Genomic DNA, 20,249 nt, shown 5'->3' with positions numbered 1-20,249 from the left:
AGCAATCTTCACCGGGCACGTTCGCTCGGACCTTCCAGCAACTCAACAGGAGCATTCATGGTTCATTCCACTCAAGGCAAGACACTGGAGCAGACGATCACCGCGATCAATGCGCTCGACCTCACACCGATCAAGTTCAAGGCCTGCCGCAAGGAGGACGGCTACGGCTGGTCGGCAGCCTACGCGGATCAGATGGAGGTGGCCTACAAGCGCTACCTGATACTGCACGCCAAGCACCCCGACCTGACGCTCGCTCCAGAGCAGGACGTCGACCGCTTCTGGCACATGCACATCCTCGACACGAGAAAGTACGCAGCCGATTGCGAAACCACTTTCGGCTATTTCCTGCACCACTTTCCGTACCTCGGCCTGCGCGGCGAGGAAGATGCCCAGGCGCTGCAAGCAGCCTTCCTGGAGATGCAGCGCCTGACCGTCGAGGAATTCGGCGAGCCTGCGCCAGCGCCCCGACATGCGGCGGCCAAGGATGTGGCCGCATGGTGCTCGCTTGAGGCGGGCAAGCCTGCAGCAGCGTGGTGTTCGGCGGAGGCCGGCAACCCTTCGGCAGCATGGTGTTCGCTCGAGACGGGCAAGGCTTCAGCAGCGTGGTGCTCGCTCGAGGCAGGCAAACCCGCAGCAGCATGGTGTTCGCTGGAGGCGGGTAAACCTTCGGCAGCATGGTGTTCGCTCGAAACGGGCACCGCGGCCGTTACGGCCTCCGCGGCAGAGCACTCGGTGAAAGCCGGCGCATCTGCAGCCGGGCATCACTAGCCAGCCACTACCCCGAAGCCCGTGTCGAAAGTGCCCTTCACATCAAGCGGCTGCTTGATGAGTCCGACCTGCCGGTAGAAGTCTGCGGTGCCCTGCTGATCGGCGATGACCTGCGCGTCGATGGGCACCCACTTCTGCTGGCGGCGTTCGAACTGCAGCTTCGCCGCTTCGGGTGGAATGCCGATGATGCGAGCCAGCGCAGCCGAGTAGGCGTCGACGTTGCGGTATGACCAGATCTGGGCCTTCACCACGCGCTGCAGGAAGTCTTGCAGCACCGGCCGCTTGGCCGCGATGGCGCTGTCGGTCGCCGCGAGGTAGCTCAGGCCCGGCAGCAGCCCTCGCCCACTGACCAGCACGCGTGCATGGTGGCTGACCTCGGCCAGTGCGGTGTAGGGCTCCCACGTGGCCCAGGCATCGACCGAGCCCTGCGTGAGCGCGAGCTTGGCATCCGCCGGCGCGAGGAAGCGCAGGTTCACGTCTTCGGGCTTGAGGCCGGCCGCAGTGATGGCCTTGAGCGTGATGTAGTGGCCGATGGAGCCGCGATTGGTCGCGACGCTTTTCCCCTTGAGGTCGGCAGCGGTCTTCAGCGGTGAATCGGGCCGCACGAGCACTGCCGTGCCGTAGGAGTCGGAGCGGTTCGCGCCGATGGCTTTCACGCGCGTGCCCGCGGCCAGCGCGAAGATCAGCGGCGCATCGCCGATGGGGCCGGAATCGACCGCAGCGGCATTGAGAGCCTCGGCCAACGGCGCAGCGGCCGGGAACTCCGACCACTGGATGTCGTAGCCCAGGCCTTCGAGTCCGCCCGCTGCTTCGAGCAGCGCGCGCAGGCCCCCCTTCTGGTCGCCGGCCTTGAGCACCGGGCGGCCCTGTGCGGAGGCCCAGCCGGGCAATGCGATGGCGGCGGCTGCGGTGGTGCCTTGAACGAGAAACTGGCGACGTGAACTGTGGGTCATGGATTTGTTGATGCCGGGCTTCATGCCAGCGGATCGAAAGAAACATGCTCGGCGAAGCGCACCGGGTCCGTGCTCTTCTTGAGCACGCCCACGCCTCGGAAATCGCGCGCATAGAACTCGACTTCGTCGCGCAGGTTGCGGCCCAGCGGATGGTGGTTGTGCGTGAGCGTGCCGAGCAAGGCGCGCAGGTCTTCCACCGCGACGTTGGGCGAATACTTGGCGAAGAGCTTGGCCGACTCGTTCGGGTTCTCTGCCACGTAGTCGGAGGCCTGCGCGATGGCGCGCACCAGCGAGGCAACGGTGGCCTTGTCCTTGCGCACGAGCTCGCCACGTGCGCCGACGATGCAGCAGACCTTGTCCTTGTATTCGCCCGAGAGGTTGCTCGCCACCTCCACGTAGGCGCCCTGGTTGCGCTTCTCGATCAGGTAGATGTTGGGGTCGCCGTCGGCAATGGCCTGGATCTCGCCCTTCTTCACCGCGATGTCGAGCAGGTCGGCCGGGTACTGGCGCCAGGTGACGTCCTTGTCGGCGTCGATGCCGTTCTTCGTGAGCAGGATCGAGAAGAAGTTCTTGCCCGGGCTCGCGATGTCGGACACGCCGATGGTCTTGCCCTTGAGGCTCGCCAGGTTGGTAACGCCCGCGCTCTTCGCGCCCACCAGCCGCACGCAACCACCGTGCGAGCTGCCGACGATCTTCACGTCGAAGCCCGATTCGAGCGGCTTGAGCCAGCGGTGGATCATGCCCACGGCCGCATCGGCCTTGGCGGTGGCCAGCGACTCCAGCAACTGGTCGGTGGAACCGGTGTAGTTGATGAGGTCGACCTGCAGGCCGTTGCGCTCGAAGTAGCCGCGCTCCTGCGCCACCACCACGGGCGAGAGGCAGAAGGCTGCGGCGTTCCAGGCGAAGGTGAGCTTGCGAGCCTGTTGCGAGAAGGCCTGCGAGGCGATCAGGCCACCCGAGGCGACCACGGCGGCAGCACCGCCGGCGCGCAGCACGCTGCGGCGGGAAAGAGTTGGGGTCATCGTCGTCGCGTTACAGCAGCAGCTCGGGCTCGGCTTCGACCAGACCTTCATAAAGGCTGTCGAAAGAATGGATGGCGCCTTCGGGCCCGCCGATCTGGCTGTGCGTGTGGCGCGCGGTGGCCTCGTCGATGGGCTGCGGTTTGCCGGCGGCTTCGGCCAGCAGTTGTGTGTGGCAGGCGTTGTCGAGCGCGATGTACCACCACGCGGCGGCCTCCACCGTGGGGCCTGCGGTCAGGATGCCGTGGTTCTTGAGGATGGCGCCCTTCTTGTCGCCCAGCGCGTGGGCGATGCGGTCGCCCTCGCTGGTGTCGACCACCATGCCGGTGAAGTCGTCGAACAGCGCCACGTCTTCGTGGAACACGCAGCTGTCTTGCGTGAGCGTATCGAGCTTGCGGCCCAGCGTGGACCAGGCCTTGCCGTAGGTCGAATGCGTGTGGGCGGCGGCAATGATCTTCGGGTTGTGCTCGTGGATGGCAGCGTGAATGGCGAAGGCGGCCTTGTTGAGCGGCCTGTCGCCAATGACGGTCTCGCCCTTCGAGTTGACGAGCAACAGGTCGGATACCTTGATGCGCGAGAAATGAATGCCCAGCGGGTTGACCCAGAAGTGGTCGCTCAGCTCAGGGTCGCGCGCCGTGATGTGGCCGGCCAGGCCCTGCGCGAAGCCGAAGCGCGCGAACAGGCGGAAGGCGCCGGCCAGGCGCTCCTGCCGATGGCGGCGCTCGGCCTGCACGGTGGTGCGCGGCGGGATGGGGTCGAACCAGTACTTCTGCTGCGGGTTCGGGTTGAGCTTCAGCGGCTGGGGGGCGTTGCGGTCGATGGAGAGAACAGCGCTCATGACTCAGGCCGCCTTGCGTTGTGCCTGCGCACGTTGCGCCACCAGTTCGCGCGTACGCGGAATCAGCTCGCGCCCGTAGTCCAGAGCGTCTTCCAGCGGGTCGAAGCCGCGGATCAGGAAAGTGGTCACGCCCAGGTCGTAGTAGTCGAGCAGTGCATCGGCCACCTGCTCCGGCGTGCCGACCAGCGCGGTGCTGTTCGAGCGGCCGCCGATTTCCTGCGCGACCGCGGTCCACAGCCGCTTGTCGAGCCGCGAGCCTTTCTCAGCCGCGGCCAGCAGGCGCTTGGCGCCTTCGCTCTGCTGCGGACCGCCGCGGTTGTAGCCCTGCACCACGCGCAGGCGCTTGGTCTCTGCCAGGATGTTCTCGGCGCGCGCCCATGCGGCTTCTTCGGTCTCCGCCAGGATCGGACGGAACGACACCGAGAAGCGCACGCTGCGCCCGTGCCTGGCCGCTTCAGCGCGCACGCGCGTGGTCAGCTCGCGCGCCTGGTCGAGCGATTCGCCCCACAGCGCGTACACGTCGGCGTACTTGCCGGCGACCGGAATCGCAGCCTCGGAAGCGCCGCCGAAGTACACCGGCACGTGCGGCTTGCCGTTGCGCGTCTGCAGCGGCTTCACTTCGGAGAACGCGTTCTGGAAGCGGTAGTGCGCGCCTTCGTGGTCGAAGGGCTTCTCGGCCGTCCATACCTTGTGCAGCACTTCGAGATATTCGTCGGTGCGGGCGTAGCGCTGGTCGTGGTCGAGCCAGTCGCCGTCGCGGCGCTGCTCTTCGTCGGAGCCGCCCGAGATGTAGTGCACGCCGAGCCGGCCGCCGCTGAACTGGTCGAGCGAGGCGAACTGCCGCGCCGCCAGCGTGGGCGCCACGAAGCCGGGGCGGTGCGCGAGCATGAAGTGGATGCGCTGCGTCACCGAGGCCGCGTAGGCCACCGTGAGCGTGGCGTCGGGGCTGGTCGAGTGGTGCGGCACCAGCACGCGGTCGAAGCCGGCCGTTTCGTGGGCCTGCGCGAAGGCGCGCACGTAGTCGCGGTCGAGCGAGGGCCCCTTGGCCGCGTGGATCTCCGAGACCTTCTGGCCCTGGATCATGCCGATGAATTCGACGCCGTCTTGGTATTGCTGGCTCATGGTGTTGTCCTTGTTTGAATATGAATGGGGGGTGGATGTCAGGCAGCGGGCAGGCGCAGCGCGTTCTCGAAGCTGCGGTCCCACAGCGGCTTGACGTCGGCCGGACCGTCGAGCACGCCGATCTTCAGGAAGGTGTCGGCCACGTCCTGGTGGCTGCGCACCACGGCATCGCTGACGGGGCCGAGGCTGTAGTCGCCGCTGCGGCCGTTGAAGAGCTCGACGATGTCGCCGACGGGCACGCGCGTTTCGGCCGACTGCGCGCGGGCATAGGCCAAAAAGTTGCCGTTGATCCACGCGAACGAACGTTGCAGGCGCTGCAGCAGGTCGCTCAGTGCGGCGCGCCGCAACGCGTCGTCGAGCGCGCGCGGGTTGGCGTAGATCGGAAAATTGCCCGAGAGATACCCCACGCCGGTCTTGATGACGCGGGCGCCGTACTGCGTGCGCGCCAGCTGGCCGTTGTAGCCGTAGATGGCCCAGGCATCGAGGTCGCCGCGCGCGAAGGCCGAGAGGCCGTCCGACGGGCTGAGGCTCACGGCCTGGATGTCGCTGAACGACAGGCCCGCTTCGGCCAGCTGCTTGGCCAGGTAGTAGTGCGAGGTGGTGGCGCGCACGTAGCCCACGCGCTTGCCCTTGAAGTCGGCGATGGTGCGGATCGGCGCGTCCTTGCGCGCCAGCGTGGCCTGGTTGTTCAGGTCTTCATGCGTGACGGCCACCAGCTTCACGCTGGACTTCTGTCGCGCCGCGAACACCGGCGGAATCTCGCTGCCCGAACCCAGGTCGAGCGCATCGCCGTTGATGGCCTCGATGTGCAGCACGCCGTTGTTGAGCTCGCGCCAGTCGATCTTGTAGGGTGTGTTCGCCTGGCCAGAGGCGGCGAGCAGCGGGCGCCAGAGGCCCTTGTAGGTGCCCACGCGCAGCGTGACGCCGGACAGGTCGCGCGAGGGCGTGGCCGCCTGCGTCCAGCCTGCTGTGCCTGTCGCGGCCAACGCTGCGGCGGCTTGCAGCAGGCGACGCCTGTCCAAAGGAAAGTCTGGTTTCATGCACCGAACCGTAACCAGACGCCCCACGGAAGCGAACGCAGAAAAACGAGTTTGCATATGCGGGATGCGTCGTTTTCCCGCGCCGGTCGGCCCGGTACCGTGCGGGAACCATGAGTGCACTCCCCTTGCGCCGCACACCGGCCACGCCTGAACACCCCTCCCCGCCTTCCACCGTCGATGCCTCCGTGCTGGCGCGCCTGTCGGCCCAGTTCGCCGCCACCGCGGCCGACCACGACCGCAGCGGCGCCTTTCCGCGCGAGAACTTCGCGGCACTGCAGGCGCATGGACTCATCGGGCTGGTCGCGCCCGCCGAGCACGGCGGCGGCGGTGCCACGCTGGCGACGGCACGGCGCGTGATCTCGGCCGTGGCGCGGGGCGAGCCGGCCACGGCGCTGATTCTCACGATGACCTATCTGCAACACCACGCATTGACGCGCACCGACAGCCGCTGGCCACCGCATCTGCGCGAACGCGTGGCGCGGGATGCAGTCGCAAACGGCGCGCTGATCAACGCGCTGCGCGTGGAGCCCGCGCTCGGCTCGCCGGCCCGCGGCGGCCTGCCCGGCACGGTCGCGCGGCGCGACGGCAACGGCTGGAAGATCGACGGCCACAAGCTCTACACCACCGGCATCGAGGGCCTGAGCTGGCTCGCCGTGTGGGCTCGTACCGATGAGGGTGATGAAGCCGCCCCGCGCACCGGCGTGTTCCTGGTGCCGCGCAACGCGCCCGGCGTGCGCGTGATCGCGAGCTGGGACCATCTGGGCCTGCGCGCCTCGGGCAGCCACGAGGTGGTGTTCGAAGACGTCGCCATCGACCTCGACCACGCGGTGGACCTTCGCGCGCCGGCCGACTGGGCGCCCGACGCGGGCAGCCAGACCGACATCGACGCCCATGCCACGCAGCAGGCGTGGATGACGGTGCTGCTCGGCAGCCTGTACGACGCCGTGGCCACGGCCGCACGCGACTGGCTGGTCGGCTTCCTGAATCAGCGAGCGCCTGGCAGCCTCGGCGCGCCGCTGGCCAGCCTGCCGCGCGTGCAGGAGCATGTGGGCGAGATCGAGGCGCTGCTGCGAACCAACCGGGTGCTGCTCGACGACGCAACCGCCGCCGTCGATCGCGGTCATGCACAACCCTCCGCCGACAGCGGCCTGCTCAAGTACACGGTGACAGGCAACGCGATCCGCGCGGTGGAGCTGGCGCTGCAGCTCAGCGGCAACCACGGCCTCACGCGGCAGAACCCGCTGGAGCGGCACTACCGCGACGTGCTGTGCAGCCGCATCCACACGCCGCAGAACGATGCGATCCTGGTGGCTGCGGGCAGGCGCGCTTTGCTCTCGACGGGAGCCGCTGCATGACCGACCTGCTGTTTTCCAGGGCTTCCCGCCGCAGCTGGCTGAAGCAAGGCACCGCGCTCTCGCTGGCCGCCGCTGGCTCGCTGCGCGTGTGGGCGCAGCCGCAACAGACGACGTTGGTGCTTGGCGACCAGGCCGGTGGCCTGCGCTCGCTCTTCGAGGCCTCGCGCACGCTCGAAGGCGCGCCGTTCGCTTACCGCTGGGCCAACTTCCAGGGGGCGGCACCGTTGTTCGAGGCGCAGCGCAGCGCGGCAGTCGACACAGCCATGGCCGGCGACCTGCCCGTGCTGGCCGCGGCCGTGGGCAAGACGCCGCTGAAGATCGTCGCCACGCGCGTCGGAAAGGCCGACTCGCTGGGCATCGTCGTGCAGCCCGATTCGCCACTGCGCAGCGTTGCGGACCTGCGCGGCAAGACGGTGATCGTGTCGTCGGCGCGCGGCAGCATCTCGCAGTACCAGCTGTACGGCGCACTCGAAGAAGCCGGCGTGCGGCGCGAAGAGGTAACGGTGAAGTTCGTGCTGCCGACCGACGCAGCCGCCGCCTTCGCCTCGAAGCAGATCGACGCTTGGGCCATCTTCGATCCGTACTACACCATCGCCGTGCAGCAAGGCGGACGCATCCTGCGCGACGGGCGCGGAATCAACACTGCCCTGGGCTTCATCACCGCGAGCGAGCATTCGCTGGCGGACCCGGCCAGGCGCGCGGCCATCGTGCAGTTTCTCGACCGGCTGGGCCGCGCGGGCGACTGGGCGCTGGCCAACCCCGAAGCCTACGCACAGGCCTACAGCCAGCTCACGCGGCTGCCGATCGAGTCGTCGCGCATCATCACCGCGCGGGCTTCGGTGGCAGGCCGGCCGGTGAGCGAAGCCGACATCGTCGCGCTGCAGGCCGTGGCCGACCGCTCGGCGCGCGACGGCATCCTGCCGGTGCGGGTGGATGTGCGCGCGATTACCGACACCAACGTCTGGAAGCGCCCGGCGTGATCGCGCCCCTGCGCGAATTCGTCGGCGCTTTCGGCCGGCTGCTCGACAGCGCGCCTGACGAGCCCCGCATTCTTTCTGAAGGCGGCGCGTTGCTGCGCACGCTGGTTGCGCGCGACGACTGGCTGCCCGAGGCCTTTGCCCAGCCCGACCCTGTGCGCTATCGGCAATTTCTGCTGCACGCGGACAGCACCGAGCGCTTTTCGGTCGTGAGCTTCGTGTGGGGGCCGGGACAGGCCACGCCGGTGCACGACCACACGGTGTGGGGGTTGATCGGCATGCTGCGCGGCGCGGAGTACAGCCAGGGCTATGTGCTCGATGCGCAGGGCCGTGCGCAGCCGCAGGGCGAGGCGGTGCGGCTTGATGTTGGCGACGTGGAAGCCGTGTCGCCCACCGTCGGCGACCTGCATCGCGTGCACAACGCGCATGCTGACCGCGTGTCGATCAGCATCCACGTGTACGGCGCGAACATCGGCGCCGTGCGGCGGCATACTTACCCGACGGAGGGCGGCCGCAAGCCCTTTGTCTCCGGATACTCCAACGCGCTGCTGCCCAACCTGTGGGACCGCTCCGCTGAACTCGCATCCTCGAACACCGTATGACGACTGCCTCCTCTCCCGTTCTTTCATTCGCCGCCGTGCGCGAACGGCTCATCGCCCGCGACGAAACCGCCCTGCTCGACGTGCGCGAGGAAGATCCGTTCGCACAGGAGCATCCGCTGTGGGCTGCGAACCTGCCGCTGTCGCGCATCGAGATCGAAGCGTGGCGGCGCATTCCGCGGCGCGACACGCTGATCGTGCTGTACGGCGAGCACGGCGGTGTCGACCTTGCGCCGCTGGCCGCGAAGACATTGGCTGCGCTGGGCTACACGAACTTGCATCTGCTCGAAGGCGGCCTTGAAGGCTGGCGGCGCGCGGGCGGCGAGTTGTTCCGTGACGTGAACGTGCCGAGCAAGTCCTTCGGCGAACTGGTCGAGCACGAACGGCACACGCCTTCGCTGTCCGCGCCCGAGGTGAAGGCGCTGGTCGATGCGAAGGCCAACGTGGTGGTGCTCGATGCGCGCCGCTTCGACGAATACCAGACGATGAGCATTCCCTCGGCCACCAGCGTGCCGGGCGCGGAGCTGGTGCTGCGGGTGCGCGAGCTGGCGCCTGATCCTTCGACGCAGGTGATCGTCAATTGCGCAGGACGCACACGCAGCATCATCGGTACGCAGTCGCTGGTGAACGCGGGCATTCCGAACCCGGTGGCTGCGCTGCGCAACGGCACGATCGGTTGGAAGCTTGCGGGGCAGGTGCTGGACCATGGTGCCGACCGGCAGGCGCCTGCCGTGGTGTCGCAAACGCATCGCTCACAGGCGCAGGCCGATGCAAAACGCGTGGCCGATCTGGCTGGCGTGCGCCGCATCGCGCTCGACGCATTGCAGACGCTCGAAGCGCCGGGACGCACCGTGTACCGCTTCGACGTGCGCACGCCCGAGGAATATGCGGCGGGCCACCTGCCCGGCTTTGCCAGTGCGCCCGGCGGGCAACTTGTGCAGGAAACCGATCACCAGGTGCCCGTGCGCGGCGCGCGCATCGTGCTGGCGGACGACGATGGCGTGCGGGCTTCGATGAGCGCGTCGTGGCTTGCGCAGATGGGGTGGGAGGTCTACGTGCCGGAGGTCGTGCCAACGGCTGCGGACTTCATCGAGACCTCGGCGCCGCCGAGCTCATACCCGCCGGTTGCGGCCGCTGTGGGCGAGCTCGCGCCGAAGGAACTGGCGGCGTTGCTGGAGCAACCCGGCACCGCGGTGATCGACGTGACGACGAGCGCGAACTACGTGAAGCGCCACATTCCCGGCGCTTGGTATGCGATTCGCGCGCAACTTGCGCAGGCCCTCGATGCGGTCATTCCACCGGCGCAGCGCTACGTGCTGACCTGCGGCAGCAGCCTGCTCGCCCGATATGCCGCGGCCGACCTGCGCGCGCTGCTCGATGCGCGCGGCAAGGGCGATATCGAGGTGCTGGTGCTGACCGGCGGCAACGCAGCATGGTTCGCCGCAGGCCTCGACGCGGAGACTGGCGAGACGCGCCTTGCAACCGCGCGCACTGATCGCTATCGCCGGCCCTACGAAGGCACCGACGCGCCGGCCGAAGCGATGCAGGCCTATCTCGATTGGGAGTACGGCCTGGTGGCGCAGCTAGGGCGCGACGGCACGCATCATTTCAACGTGATCTAGATGCAAGCGTTTTGAAAGGATGACAACACGGCGGTGACACTGTGTAGCCTGGGTAAAGGCCGTCATCCGGCGATGCCACGGGACGTTGGTTGTTCATACCGACAACAACTCGTCCCAGGAGCTTTGCCATGAGATTCCCTGTTCTTGCCTTGTCCGCCGCCGCGCTGGCAGCAGTCCTGACCGGCTGCGTGGTCGCACCGGCAGCCCCCGTGTACTCAGCACCTCCGGGTGTGGCCTATGTGGCACCCACGTATGTGTCGCCCGGTGTCGGCTTCGTGTGGGCCTACCACCCGCGCTACGGCTGGGGCTGGCACCACCCGCAATACGGATGGCACCGCGGCTGGCGCTGAACCGAGGCGGCTGATGCCGCCTCTACACGCCTGGATCAGCTCGGCTCGGCGCTCTTGAACAGAGCGGCGACCTTGCGCTTGGTCTTGATGTTGCTGGAGATGCCGCGTGCGGGCGTTGCAGCCTTGGCGGCGGCTTCCCATGCCGGTGTGGCATCGGGCTCGCCGGCTTCGTAAGGCTTGTCGAAGAACGGATCGCGCGGTGCCGACGGTGCGCGGTGCGGACGTCCACCGCCGCGGCGGGCTTCGGCCTCGCGGCGTTCGCGCGGCTGGTCGAGCACGTCGCGTGCGTCGCCGGCTTCGCCTTCTTCGCGCCAGTGGCGGCGTCCGTCATTGATGCGGCCGCGCGGGCGGTCTTCTTCGAACTCGACGGGTTCGAGCTCGATCTTCTTCTTGATCAGCTTCTCGATGTCGGCCACCAGGCGCGCATCGTTGCCGCCGCTGGCAAAGCTCACGGCCAGGCCCGAGGCGCCAGCACGGCCCGTACGGCCGATGCGGTGCACGTAGTCTTCGGCGTTGAACGGAATGTCGAAGTTGAAGACCGCGGGCACGTCCTTGATGTCGAGACCACGGGCCGCGACGTCGGTGCACACGAGCAGGTCAACTTCGCCGGCCTTGAACGAGGCGAGCGCCTTCAGGCGTTCGTCCTGGCTCTTGTCGCCATGCAGTGCGGTGGTACGCAGGCCATCGCGCTCCAGCGAGCGTGCGAGGCGCGCGCAGCCGAGCTTGCTGTTGACGAACACGAAAGCCTGCGTGATGCCGCGCTGCTGCACGATCTGCTTGAGCGCGCGGCGCTTGTCGTCGTCGGCCACGCTGTAGAAATGCTGCTCGACGGTGGAAGCCGTTTCGTTCGGCCGCGCCACTTCGATGGTGACGGGGTTCTGCAGGTAGCTGCCGGCCAGTCGCTTGATTTCGGGCGAGAACGTGGCCGAGAACAGCAGCGTAGTGCGCTGCTTGGGCAGGTAGCTCAGGATGCGCTGCAGGTCGGGCAGGAAGCCGATGTCGAGCATGCGGTCGGCTTCGTCGAGCACGACGTATTCGACCTGGTTGAGCACCGCGTTCTTGGCTTCGATGTGATCGAGCAGCCGGCCCGGCGTGGCGACCAGCACTTCGACGCCCTTCTTCAGTTCCAGCGTCTGCGGCTTCATGTCGATGCCGCCGAACACCACCGTGCTGCGCAGGTTGGTGTACTTGGCGTACAGCTTGACCTGCTGCGCGACCTGGTCGGCCAGTTCACGCGTGGGCAGCAGCACGAGAGCCCGGACCGGATGCCGCGCGGGCGAGGTCGAGGCGTTTTCATGCTTGAGCATGCGCTGCAGCAGCGGGAGCGAAAACGCCGCCGTCTTGCCGGTGCCGGTCTGGGCGGCGCCCATCACATCCTGGCCCGCGAGCACGACCGGAATGGCCTGCTCCTGGATCGGTGTCATGGTCTCGTAGCCCATTTCGGCTACGGCGCGCGCCAGCGGTTCCGCCAGCGATAGATTGGAGAAGGAGCTTGTCATTGAGCCCGCTATTGTCGCATTGCCGCAAAAAACGGCAGTGACGGCGGCATGACAACGCCCGCGCCAGCGGAATTGCTATTTATTAGATAGCAACCAATTCAGCACTGGCAGGCCCTTCAAGACGATGCAGCTCAGAGGCTACGCGCATTGAAGGTGTCGCAGGACTTGATATCGCCGCTTTGATAACCCGCGCCGAACCACCGTTGGCGCTGCGCGCTCGAGCCGTGGGTGAAGCTGTCGGGCACCACTGCACGGCCTGCGGAACGCTGCAGGGCGTCGTCGCCGATCTTCTGCGCGGCGTTCATGGCGGCCTCGATGTCGCCCGGGTCGAGCCACTTCTTCGACTCTTGCGAATGGTGGGCCCAAACGCCCGCGAAGCAGTCGGCCTGCAGTTCGACGCGCACGCTCATCGCGTTGTTCTGCGTCTGGCTCAGGCGGTTGCGCATGCCGTCGACCTTGGCGGTGATGCCGAGTTCGTCCTGCACGTGATGGCCGACCTCGTGCGCGATGACGTACGCCTGCGCAAACTCGCCCGGCGCGCCGAGCTGGTTCTTCAGCGTGTCGTAGAAGCCGAGATCGATGTAGACCTTCTGGTCGCCAGGGCAGTAGAACGGGCCCATGGCCGATTGCCCCGTGCCGCAGGCCGTGGGCGTGGCATTGCGGAACAGCACGAGCCGGGGTGCGTGGTACGTGCCGCCGTTCTGCTTGAAGATGCCCGTCCAGACCACTTCGGTGTTCTTGAGCACAGTGGAGACGAAAGCCGCCTCGCGGTCGCCGGACGGTGGCTTGGGTGCGGGCCCCTGTTGCTGTTGCTGCACCGGGGCTGGACCGCCGCCACCGCTGAGCAGGCTCAGCACCGTGAGCGGGTTGATGCCGAAGACCCAGCCCGCGATCAGCGCGACCGCGATGGTGCCGATGCCGATGCCGCGACCGCCGATGAAGCCGCCGCCCCCGCCACCACCGCCACCTTCACCTTCACCGCGGCGGTCTTCGACGTTGTCCGATTGTTCGTTGCCTTCCCATCTCATCGCAGTCTCCTTGCCGGCCATTGCAGGAGGATTTGCCGGCGGTCGCAGGATGGTACTTGCCCCGGCGCCCTCCGGGGTAACCGGCCGTCAGCAGACGGCCTGGTGTTTCGTCAGGTTTTTGGCAGGGTGACGCCGCGTTGGCCCTGGTACTTGCCGCCGCGGTCCTTGTAGCTGGTCTCGCAGACCTCGTCGCTCTCGAAGAACAGCACCTGCGCGCAGCCTTCGCCCGCGTAGATCTTGGCGGGCAGAGGCGTGGTGTTGCTGAATTCGAGTGTCACGTAGCCTTCCCACTCGGGCTCGAAGGGCGTGACGTTGACGATGATGCCGCAGCGCGCATAGGTGCTCTTGCCGAGGCAGATGGTGAGCACGTTGCGCGGGATGCGGAAATATTCGACGGTGCGCGCCAGCGCGAAGCTGTTGGGCGGAATGATGCAGTAGTCGCCGTGCATGTCGACGAAGCTCTTCTCGTCGAAATTCTTCGGGTCGACCACGGTGCTGTGGATGTTGGTGAAAACCTTGAATTCAGGCGCGCACCGGATGTCGTAGCCATAGCTGGAGGTGCCGTAGCTGATGATCTTGTGGCCGTCGCTCTCGCGCACCTGACCGGGCTCGAAGGGCTCGATCATGCCGTTCTGCTCGGCCATGCGCCGGATCCATTTGTCGCTCTTGATGCTCATATGCGGTCGCTACTGCTGCTGCGGGGGGAGATGGCGCGAATTGTGGCATGCGCCACTGCCCTCCCCGCCGCCCCGGGTGCTACAGCGCCTGCGAAATCACGGTGCGCTCGACCAGGCGGTCGTCGCCCAGCACGATCATCGCGAAGAGCATTTCTTCCAGCGTGCTCGCCAGTTTTGTCTTGCGCGCCAGCAGAGGCGTGGCCGCCGGGTTGAGCACCAGGAAGTCGGCCTCGCAGCCCGGCTGCAGGTTGCCCACCACGCCGTCGAGCCCCAGCGCGCGCGCCGCGCCGCCGGTGTGGCGCCACCAGAGCTCGGAGGGCGCGATGCTCAGGCCGGTCTTGGTCTGGCCTTCACGGCCGACGTAGTAGGCGGCCATCATGGTGTGGAAGGGACTGAAGCTGGTGCCGCCGCCCACGTCGCTGGCGAGGCCGTACGGATAGCCCACGCGGTCGGCCGCGCCGAAGTCGAAGAAGCCGCTGCCGAGGAACAGGTTGCTCGTCGGGCTCACGGCCGCCGCCGTCTTCGTCTCGCGCAGCAGGGCGCGGTCGGCGTCGTCGAGGTAGATGCAGTGGGCGTACACGGCGCGCTCGCGCATCAGGCCGAAGCCGGCGTACACGTCGAGATACGAGCGCGCCTTGGGGTACAGCTCGCGCACCCAGCTCACTTCGTCGCGGTTCTCCGCCACGTGCGACTGGATCCAGGTGTCGGCGTATTTCGCGGCAAGCTCGCTCGCGCCGCGCATCTGGGCATCGGTGCTCGCGGGTGCAAAGCGCGGCGTGATGGCATAGCCCAGCCGGTCGACGTTGTGCCACTTGCGGATCAGCGCTTCGGAGTCGATCAGGCTCTGCTCGGTTTCGTCGCGCACGCCGTCGGGCGAATTGCGGTCCTGCAGCACCTTGCCGGTCATCATGCGCAGGCCGCGGCGCTGCGCGCCTTCGAAGAAGGCATCGACCGAGGCCACATGCGAAGTCGCGAAGGTCAGCGAGGTGGTCACGCCGTTGCGCAGCAGTTCACCGAAGAACACGTCGGCCACTTCGTTCGAATGCGCGGGGTCTGCGAACTTGCTTTCGGCAGGGAAGGTGTAGTTCTCGAGCCAGGGCAGCAAGCCGGGCGAGGGCGAACCGATGATGTCGGTCTGCGGATAGTGGATGTGCATGTCCACGAAGCCCGGCGCGAGGATGCGCCCCGGCAGATGGGTCACGTGGGCGCCGGGGTGGCGCGGCGCGACGGCGGCGTGGCTGCCGGCATCGAGCACGCGCTGGCGGCCGGTGCTGTCGGGGGCCACGACCAGCAGGCCGTCTTCATCGAAAACGGGCTGGCCGGCGGCGTCGAATCGCAGGAGGGAGGCGCGGTAGGCTTTTTTCATCGTGGGTGCGGAGGGTAATCCAGCCCCACCGCACCGCAATTTCCATGCGCATATGAGTGCTATATGCGGAACGCACTCACCGCGGCGGCAGCGCACGCGACTGGATGTCGAAGGGCACGCCGGTCGGCACGGGCCCGTCGCCCTCCTTGCGCTTGGTCAGCAGCGCGTACTTCGATTCGATGAAGTAGACGCGATCGCCCCGCACCGCGCCCGACGAGGGGTCGTTGAGCCCTGTCACTACCGTCTGCAGGCCGAGCTTCGTGCCGTCGACACGCGCCACCGTGATCTGGCCACCGTAGGGGCCTTCGCCGAAGGCATTGCTCTCGAACAGCACGAGCCGGCCGGGCTTCCAGGCGCGGATTGCGTCGACGTTCTTCAGCACGCGCGGCGCCTCGATGCGCGTGACCTCGCCGGCGTTGCCGCCGGTGCCCAGGCCGATGCGCAGCACGTAAGGAGCCGCCGCCACGAGGCTCACATAGACATCGCGCCCACCATCGATGGCGATGCCGTTCAGGCCCTTGTAGGGGCCCGGTCCGGCCAGCGCCGGGTCTTCCTTCCACACCGTGAGCGCGGCAGCGCCCGGTGCGAGCTTCAGCACGCGCGGGTGGTAGGAGTCGGTCACGTAGAGATTGCCGCGTGCGTCCTGCGCGAGGTCGTTGCAGTAGCCGCTGTCGGGCATTGCATAGCTCGCGCGCGGCGCGCCCGTGGCCAGGTCGTAGCGCTTGAGTGCGCTCGGCGTCTGCGGCACGGTGGTGAAGCCGCTGCTGCCCGAGCAGACCCACAGCGCCCGACGATTCGCATCGACCAGCACGCCCTGCCCGTTCGCCAGACCATTGGCGCCTGGCTTCACGAGCACCTCGGCCTTCGGCGCGACACCCGGCTTCAGGCGCGCGACCGCGCCCTCGCGCCAGCTGCCGACGTAGAACGAGCCGTCCGGGCCGATGGCGACGCTTTCCGGATACCAGTCGTCCGGCAAGGCCTGCACCCCGGCCGGCGCAGCCGAAGCCGTCGCCGCCACGAACGCGAGCGACACGCCCCCGAGCAACGCACGCACTCTCATTGCCACACGCGATACACGCGCCCCGTCTGCGGCCCTTCGACGCTGCGAACATAGGCCTGCGCAGCCTTCGCCGCCGACACCGACTCGAATCCGGGAAAGAACGACCCGTACAACGGCAGCGACTCGGTCAGCACCGTCGGGCTCACCACGTTGATGCGGATGCCGCGCGGCAGTTCGATCGCCGCGCCGCGCACGAAACCCTCGACCGCTGCATTGACGGCCGTGGCATTCGCGCCCTGGCGGATCGGCTCGTCCGCCACGATGCCCGTGGTCAGCGTGATCGAGCCGCCATCGGTCAGCACATGCTGGCCCAGCAACGCGAGCCGCACCTGGCCGAGCAGCTTGTCCTGCAGGCCGACGTTGAAGTCGGCCGGCCGCATTTCATTCAGCGGACCGAAGAACAGCCCGCCCGCCGCCGACACGATGGCATCGACGCGTCCCACCGCCGCATACAGCGCCTCGACGCTCGCATCGCTCGTGATGTCGACCTGGAGATCGCCGCGCGTGCGGCCTGCGCGAATCACCTCGTGACCGCGCTCAGCCAGCGTCTGAGCCACCGCACTGCCAATTGCGCCCGTCGCGCCCACAACAAGAACCTTCATGGAGAACCTCGCCAAAAGTGAATCAACAAGCGGCTATTGTTTTACGAACCATTGATTTGATAAATTGCCGTCTGGTTCGGTCATTCGAAACTCTGGATTCTCAATATGGACAAGCTCCGCGCCATGGAAGTCTTCGTGGCCACGGTGGATGCAGGCAGCTTCGCCGCTGCCGCCGAGGCGCTCGACCTGTCGGCAGTAATGGTCGGCAAGCACATCCGCGCGCTCGAAGAGCAGCTTGGCGCCCGCCTGCTGGAGCGCACCACGCGCCGCCACTCGCTCACCGAGATCGGCGCCGCCTACCTCGAGCGCTGCCGCGACGTGCTGGCCAGCGTGCACACCGCCGACGGCGTGGCCGAGTCGCTGCGCGCCATGCCCCAGGGCGTGCTGCGCGTCACCGCGCCCGTGGCCTACGGCGCGCACCGGCTCACGCCGGTGATCGGCGACTACATCGCCGCCTACCCGCAGGTGAAGGTCGACTTAAGCCTCAACGACCGCGTGGTCGATCTCGCGGAGGAGGGCTTCGACTGCGGCATCCGCTCGGGCGCCGCGGTCGACGAGCGGCTCATTGCAAGACCGCTCGCGCTGGCGCGCATGTATGCCGTCGCCAGCCCCGCGTGGGTCGCGCGCCACGGTCAGCCGAAGCACCCGTCCGACCTGGAGGCTTTTCCGCTGCTGGGCTTCGCGACCTGGGGGCCGAACCATTCGTGGCGCTTCACGCGCAAGGGCGAGACGGTGCACGTGCCGGTGCGCGGCCCGCTCACCACCAACAACGGCCAGGCACTGCTGGCCGCGGCCATGGCCGGCGTAGGTGTGATCGTGCAGGCCGATGCGCTGCTCGGACCTGCACTCGCATCGGGCCAGGTGGTGCAGCTGTTGCCCGAGTGGGAACTGCCCACGCGGCAGGTGCACATCATGCGGCTGCCGGAAGCGCGGCCGAGTGCGAAGCTGCGGACCTTTGTGGACTTCGTGGTCGAGCGGCTGGGCTGAAAGATAGCTCTTGATGTCACTCATTCTGGACAAATTTTCAAATTTGTCTAACATGGGAGACATAATGCCCTCCACTTCCCCGCCCACCACAGCCACAGCAGACCGGCGCCTCGCAACGCTCGGCAGCCGCATTCATGCACACCGCAAGGCGTTGAAGGTCAGCGCCACCACCGCCGCAGAGGCAGCGGGCGTGTCTCGCATGACGCTGCACAGGATCGAGCGCGGAGAACCTTCGGTCACGATGGGCGCCTATATGAATGCGCTGGGAGCATTGGGTCTCGACGTCGATGTGGTGATGTCCACTGAGCCGCCAGCCCTTGCGCCGCTCCCAGGGGGCATTCGAATTGCCGATTACCCCCAGTTGCGCCGACTTGCCTGGCAATTGGCCCCGACCACCGAACTCACGCCCGAAGAAGCATGGGGAACCTACGAGCGCAACTGGCGCCATGTCGACACATCCGCACTGGACGCCAAAGAGCGCGACTTGTTGGAAGACCTGGCGCGCACCCTTGGCAGGAAGCCATTGCATGTTTGAACGGCCACACCATCAACGCGTCGCTCAGGTGCTGGCCTCACTCGACGCAAACCTGCTCGCCCAAAGCCATTGCTTCTTCGGCGGAGGCACGGCTATCGCGCTTCGCTACGGCGAGTACCGCGAGTCCGTGGACATCGACTTCCTCGTATCCGACATCGATGGCTATCGCCAACTGCGCCAACTGCTGACGAGGAATCAAGGCCTCGGCGCACTCGCACGCCAAGGCTCCGAGATTCAGCAATCGGCTGAACTTTCGCACCGATCAATACGGCATTCGATCGTCGGTTCGCGTAGACAACACCGAGATCAAGTTTGAAATCGTTCTCGAAGCGCGCATCGAACTTGAATTGCCGGGAGCAGAGGACCGAGTCGGCGACATCGCGACCCTTACGCCGCTCGACATGGCAACGAGCAAGTTGCTCGCAAACTCGGACCGTTGGGCCGACGACAGCGTCTTCAGCCGCGACATCATCGACCTGGCCATGATGAAACCCGGGGCGGCACTGTTGCGTCGAGCAACGAGCAAAGCCAGCCGCGCCTACGGCAACAGCATCGACACCGATCTCACCAAGGCCGTCTTGGCGCTGCTTGCGCGGCCGGGTCGAATGGACCGTTGCATGGCCGTGCTGCAAATGACTCCGACCGTGACGCCCGCGCTGCTTCGCCAGCGCATCAAGGCTCTGTTGCCTCGTGCTGCGCGCGCAGGTCAATAGAGCTAGCGCGCCACCCGCCCCTGCACGCCTTCGACCAGCCAGTTCATCTTCAGCATCTGCTCGTCGCTCAGTTGCGCGCCCTTGGCGATCACGACGTGACCTTCGTTGTCACGCACGTCACCGGCAGTTGCGCGAAACGGCTGCAGCTTGCCTGCCGCAATGTCCTTCTGCCGCGCCAGCACCTCGTCCTGCACGGCCTTGGGCACCTTCGTGCCGAAGTCGCCGACGCGGATCATTCCTTCCTTCACGCCGCCCCAGAGGTTGCCGCTTTTCCAGCTGCCGTCGAGCACAGCCTTCGCGCGCTGCGTGTAGTAGCCGCCCCACTGGTGCGTGACCGCGACGATCTGCGCGTCGGGCGCGATCTTGCGCATGTCGGAGTGGTAGGCAATGGCCATCCTGCCGCGCTCCTGCGCCGCAGCCATCACGGCGGTGGAACCTGTGTGGAAGGCGATCACGTCGGCGTTCTGGTTGAACAGCGCCATGGCCGCGTCGCGCTCCTTCGGCGGATCGAACCACTCGTTGAGCCACACCACGTGCACCTTCGCGGCCGGGTTCACCGAACGCATGCCGAGCGTGAAGGCGTTGATGCCCTGCAGCACCTCGGGAATCGGAAAGCCCGCAACGTAGCCCGCAATATTGGTCTTCGTCATGCGGCCGGCCGCGATGCCCGCGAGATAACGGCCCTCGTAGTAGCGCGCATTGGCGGTCGCCACGTTGGGCGCGGTCTTGTAGCCGGTGATCGATTCGAACTTCACCTCGGGGAAGTCCTTCGCCACCTTCAGCGTCGGCTCCATGTAGCCGAAGCTCGGCGTGAAGATGAGCGTATTGCCCTGCTGCGCGAGGTCGCGGATCACGCGCTCGGCGTCGGCACCCTCGGCCACGTTCTCGACATAGGTGGTCTTGACCTTGTCGCCCAGCGCCGCATCGACGGCCTTGCGGCCCTCTTCATGCTGGCGCACCCAGCCGGCATCGGTGACGGGCGTGACGTAGACGAAGCCGATCTTCAGCGGCACTTTCGGCGGCTGCGTTTGCGAGAAGGCGGGAGATAAAAAGCACGCGGCGGCCAGCGCCAGAACGGCGCGGCCCGCGAGGTTTTTGTACATGGTGTTCCTCTACATGGCCCCGGAAAAGCAAAACCC

General features: G+C 67.1%; 22 protein-coding genes. 10 read left to right on the top strand and 12 right to left on the bottom strand.

Annotation, left to right across the window (positions count from 1 at the left end):
- Nucleotides 1-57: 57 nt before the first annotated feature.
- The gene (locus ACZYSP_RS22920; protein WP_256216958.1) at nt 58-768 is read left to right on the top strand and encodes a glycine-rich domain-containing protein; all 711 of its coding nucleotides are present in this window, start codon (nt 58-60) and stop codon (nt 766-768) included.
- Here ACZYSP_RS22920 and ACZYSP_RS22915 read toward each other — a convergent pair.
- Genes ACZYSP_RS22915 through ACZYSP_RS22895 form a run of 5 tightly spaced genes read right to left on the bottom strand, consistent with a single transcriptional unit; the run spans nt 765 to nt 5,740 of the window.
- Nucleotides 765-1,721: an ABC transporter substrate-binding protein gene (locus ACZYSP_RS22915; RefSeq protein ID WP_489016744.1), complete on the bottom strand. Its 957-nt coding sequence runs from the start codon at nt 1,719-1,721 to the stop codon at nt 765-767. The two genes, ACZYSP_RS22920 and ACZYSP_RS22915, sit on opposite strands and share 4 nt — an antisense overlap.
- A gap of 20 nt (nt 1,722-1,741) precedes the next feature.
- Nucleotides 1,742-2,743 (bottom strand): ABC transporter substrate-binding protein, encoded by a 1,002-nt coding sequence (locus ACZYSP_RS22910; protein ID WP_258353632.1) that lies wholly within the window; start codon nt 2,741-2,743, stop codon nt 1,742-1,744.
- A 10-nt stretch (nt 2,744-2,753) separates the two neighbouring features.
- Entirely contained in the window at nt 2,754-3,578 is an 825-nt protein-coding gene (locus ACZYSP_RS22905; protein ID WP_489016741.1) for a class II aldolase/adducin family protein, read from the bottom strand.
- Nucleotides 3,579-3,581: 3 nt separating this feature from the next.
- Nucleotides 3,582-4,700 (bottom strand): LLM class flavin-dependent oxidoreductase, encoded by a 1,119-nt coding sequence (locus tag ACZYSP_RS22900; protein WP_489016739.1) that lies wholly within the window; start codon nt 4,698-4,700, stop codon nt 3,582-3,584.
- Nucleotides 4,701-4,738: 38 nt separating this feature from the next.
- Nucleotides 4,739-5,740, bottom strand: a complete 1,002-nt coding sequence (locus tag ACZYSP_RS22895; protein ID WP_489016737.1) for an ABC transporter substrate-binding protein — start codon at nt 5,738-5,740, stop codon at nt 4,739-4,741.
- Nucleotides 5,741-5,850: 110 nt separating this feature from the next.
- On the opposite strand from ACZYSP_RS22895, the gene ACZYSP_RS22890 reads away from it, so the two are divergent.
- The 5 genes from ACZYSP_RS22890 (at nt 5,851) to ACZYSP_RS22870 (ending at nt 10,643) form a co-directional block, all read left to right on the top strand.
- On the top strand, nt 5,851-7,095 hold the full coding sequence (locus ACZYSP_RS22890) for an acyl-CoA dehydrogenase family protein (protein WP_489016735.1): 1,245 nt from the start codon (nt 5,851-5,853) through the stop codon (nt 7,093-7,095).
- Nucleotides 7,092-8,075, top strand: a complete 984-nt coding sequence (locus tag ACZYSP_RS22885; protein ID WP_489016733.1) for an ABC transporter substrate-binding protein — start codon at nt 7,092-7,094, stop codon at nt 8,073-8,075. The genes ACZYSP_RS22890 and ACZYSP_RS22885 overlap by 4 nt, the downstream gene beginning before the upstream one ends.
- Nucleotides 8,072-8,674 carry a cysteine dioxygenase family protein gene (locus ACZYSP_RS22880; protein ID WP_489016732.1) on the top strand — a complete coding sequence of 201 codons (603 nt, stop codon included), beginning with the start codon at nt 8,072-8,074 and terminating at the stop codon, nt 8,672-8,674. Before ACZYSP_RS22885 ends, ACZYSP_RS22880 begins: the two co-directional genes overlap by 4 nt.
- The gene (locus ACZYSP_RS22875) at nt 8,671-10,293 is read left to right on the top strand and encodes a rhodanese-related sulfurtransferase (protein ID WP_489016730.1); all 1,623 of its coding nucleotides are present in this window, start codon (nt 8,671-8,673) and stop codon (nt 10,291-10,293) included. Before ACZYSP_RS22880 ends, ACZYSP_RS22875 begins: the two co-directional genes overlap by 4 nt.
- Before the next feature lie 128 nt (nt 10,294-10,421).
- Nucleotides 10,422-10,643 (top strand): hypothetical protein, encoded by a 222-nt coding sequence (locus ACZYSP_RS22870; protein WP_093080849.1) that lies wholly within the window; start codon nt 10,422-10,424, stop codon nt 10,641-10,643.
- 35 nt (nt 10,644-10,678) lie between these two features.
- On the opposite strand, the gene ACZYSP_RS22865 is transcribed toward ACZYSP_RS22870, so the two are convergent.
- The 6 genes from ACZYSP_RS22865 to ACZYSP_RS22840 form a co-directional block, all read right to left on the bottom strand.
- Nucleotides 10,679-12,142 (bottom strand): DEAD/DEAH box helicase, encoded by a 1,464-nt coding sequence (locus tag ACZYSP_RS22865; RefSeq protein ID WP_093080851.1) that lies wholly within the window; start codon nt 12,140-12,142, stop codon nt 10,679-10,681.
- A 131-nt stretch (nt 12,143-12,273) separates the two neighbouring features.
- The gene (ypfJ, locus tag ACZYSP_RS22860; RefSeq protein ID WP_489016727.1) at nt 12,274-13,170 is read right to left on the bottom strand and encodes a KPN_02809 family neutral zinc metallopeptidase; all 897 of its coding nucleotides are present in this window, start codon (nt 13,168-13,170) and stop codon (nt 12,274-12,276) included.
- A gap of 110 nt (nt 13,171-13,280) precedes the next feature.
- The gene (gene dcd / locus ACZYSP_RS22855; protein WP_093058509.1) at nt 13,281-13,847 is read right to left on the bottom strand and encodes a dCTP deaminase; all 567 of its coding nucleotides are present in this window, start codon (nt 13,845-13,847) and stop codon (nt 13,281-13,283) included.
- 79 nt (nt 13,848-13,926) lie between these two features.
- Entirely contained in the window at nt 13,927-15,213 is a 1,287-nt protein-coding gene (guaD, locus tag ACZYSP_RS22850; protein WP_093058510.1) for a guanine deaminase, read from the bottom strand.
- A 76-nt stretch (nt 15,214-15,289) separates the two neighbouring features.
- The gene (locus ACZYSP_RS22845; protein ID WP_489016724.1) at nt 15,290-16,273 is read right to left on the bottom strand and encodes an NHL repeat-containing protein; all 984 of its coding nucleotides are present in this window, start codon (nt 16,271-16,273) and stop codon (nt 15,290-15,292) included.
- Nucleotides 16,270-16,875 carry a short chain dehydrogenase gene (locus ACZYSP_RS22840; protein ID WP_093058511.1) on the bottom strand — a complete coding sequence of 202 codons (606 nt, stop codon included), beginning with the start codon at nt 16,873-16,875 and terminating at the stop codon, nt 16,270-16,272. The genes ACZYSP_RS22845 and ACZYSP_RS22840 overlap by 4 nt, the downstream gene beginning before the upstream one ends.
- 105 nt (nt 16,876-16,980) lie before the next feature.
- Between ACZYSP_RS22840 and ACZYSP_RS22835 the strand changes: the two genes are divergently transcribed.
- From ACZYSP_RS22835 to ACZYSP_RS22820, 4 genes are read left to right on the top strand one after another with little or no spacing between them, the layout of a single operon-like run.
- On the top strand, nt 16,981-17,862 hold the full coding sequence (locus tag ACZYSP_RS22835) for a LysR family transcriptional regulator (protein WP_093080856.1): 882 nt from the start codon (nt 16,981-16,983) through the stop codon (nt 17,860-17,862).
- Nucleotides 17,863-17,875: 13 nt separating this feature from the next.
- The gene (locus ACZYSP_RS22830; protein WP_354339280.1) at nt 17,876-18,397 is read left to right on the top strand and encodes a helix-turn-helix domain-containing protein; all 522 of its coding nucleotides are present in this window, start codon (nt 17,876-17,878) and stop codon (nt 18,395-18,397) included.
- Entirely contained in the window at nt 18,390-18,713 is a 324-nt protein-coding gene (locus ACZYSP_RS22825; RefSeq protein ID WP_256216959.1) for a nucleotidyl transferase AbiEii/AbiGii toxin family protein, read from the top strand. Before ACZYSP_RS22830 ends, ACZYSP_RS22825 begins: the two co-directional genes overlap by 8 nt.
- On the top strand, nt 18,643-19,110 hold the full coding sequence (locus ACZYSP_RS22820; protein WP_489016985.1) for a nucleotidyl transferase AbiEii/AbiGii toxin family protein: 468 nt from the start codon (nt 18,643-18,645) through the stop codon (nt 19,108-19,110). Before ACZYSP_RS22825 ends, ACZYSP_RS22820 begins: the two co-directional genes overlap by 71 nt.
- A gap of 2 nt (nt 19,111-19,112) precedes the next feature.
- On the opposite strand, the gene ACZYSP_RS22815 is transcribed toward ACZYSP_RS22820, so the two are convergent.
- Nucleotides 19,113-20,213 (bottom strand): BMP family ABC transporter substrate-binding protein, encoded by a 1,101-nt coding sequence (locus ACZYSP_RS22815; protein WP_489016720.1) that lies wholly within the window; start codon nt 20,211-20,213, stop codon nt 19,113-19,115.
- Between the last annotated feature and the right edge of the window lie 36 nt (nt 20,214-20,249).

The sequence above is a fragment of the Variovorax sp. F042 genome (genome assembly GCF_057814215.1).
Note: the sequence above shows the minus strand (reverse complement) of the source record. Positions and strands in the feature narration are given on the sequence as shown.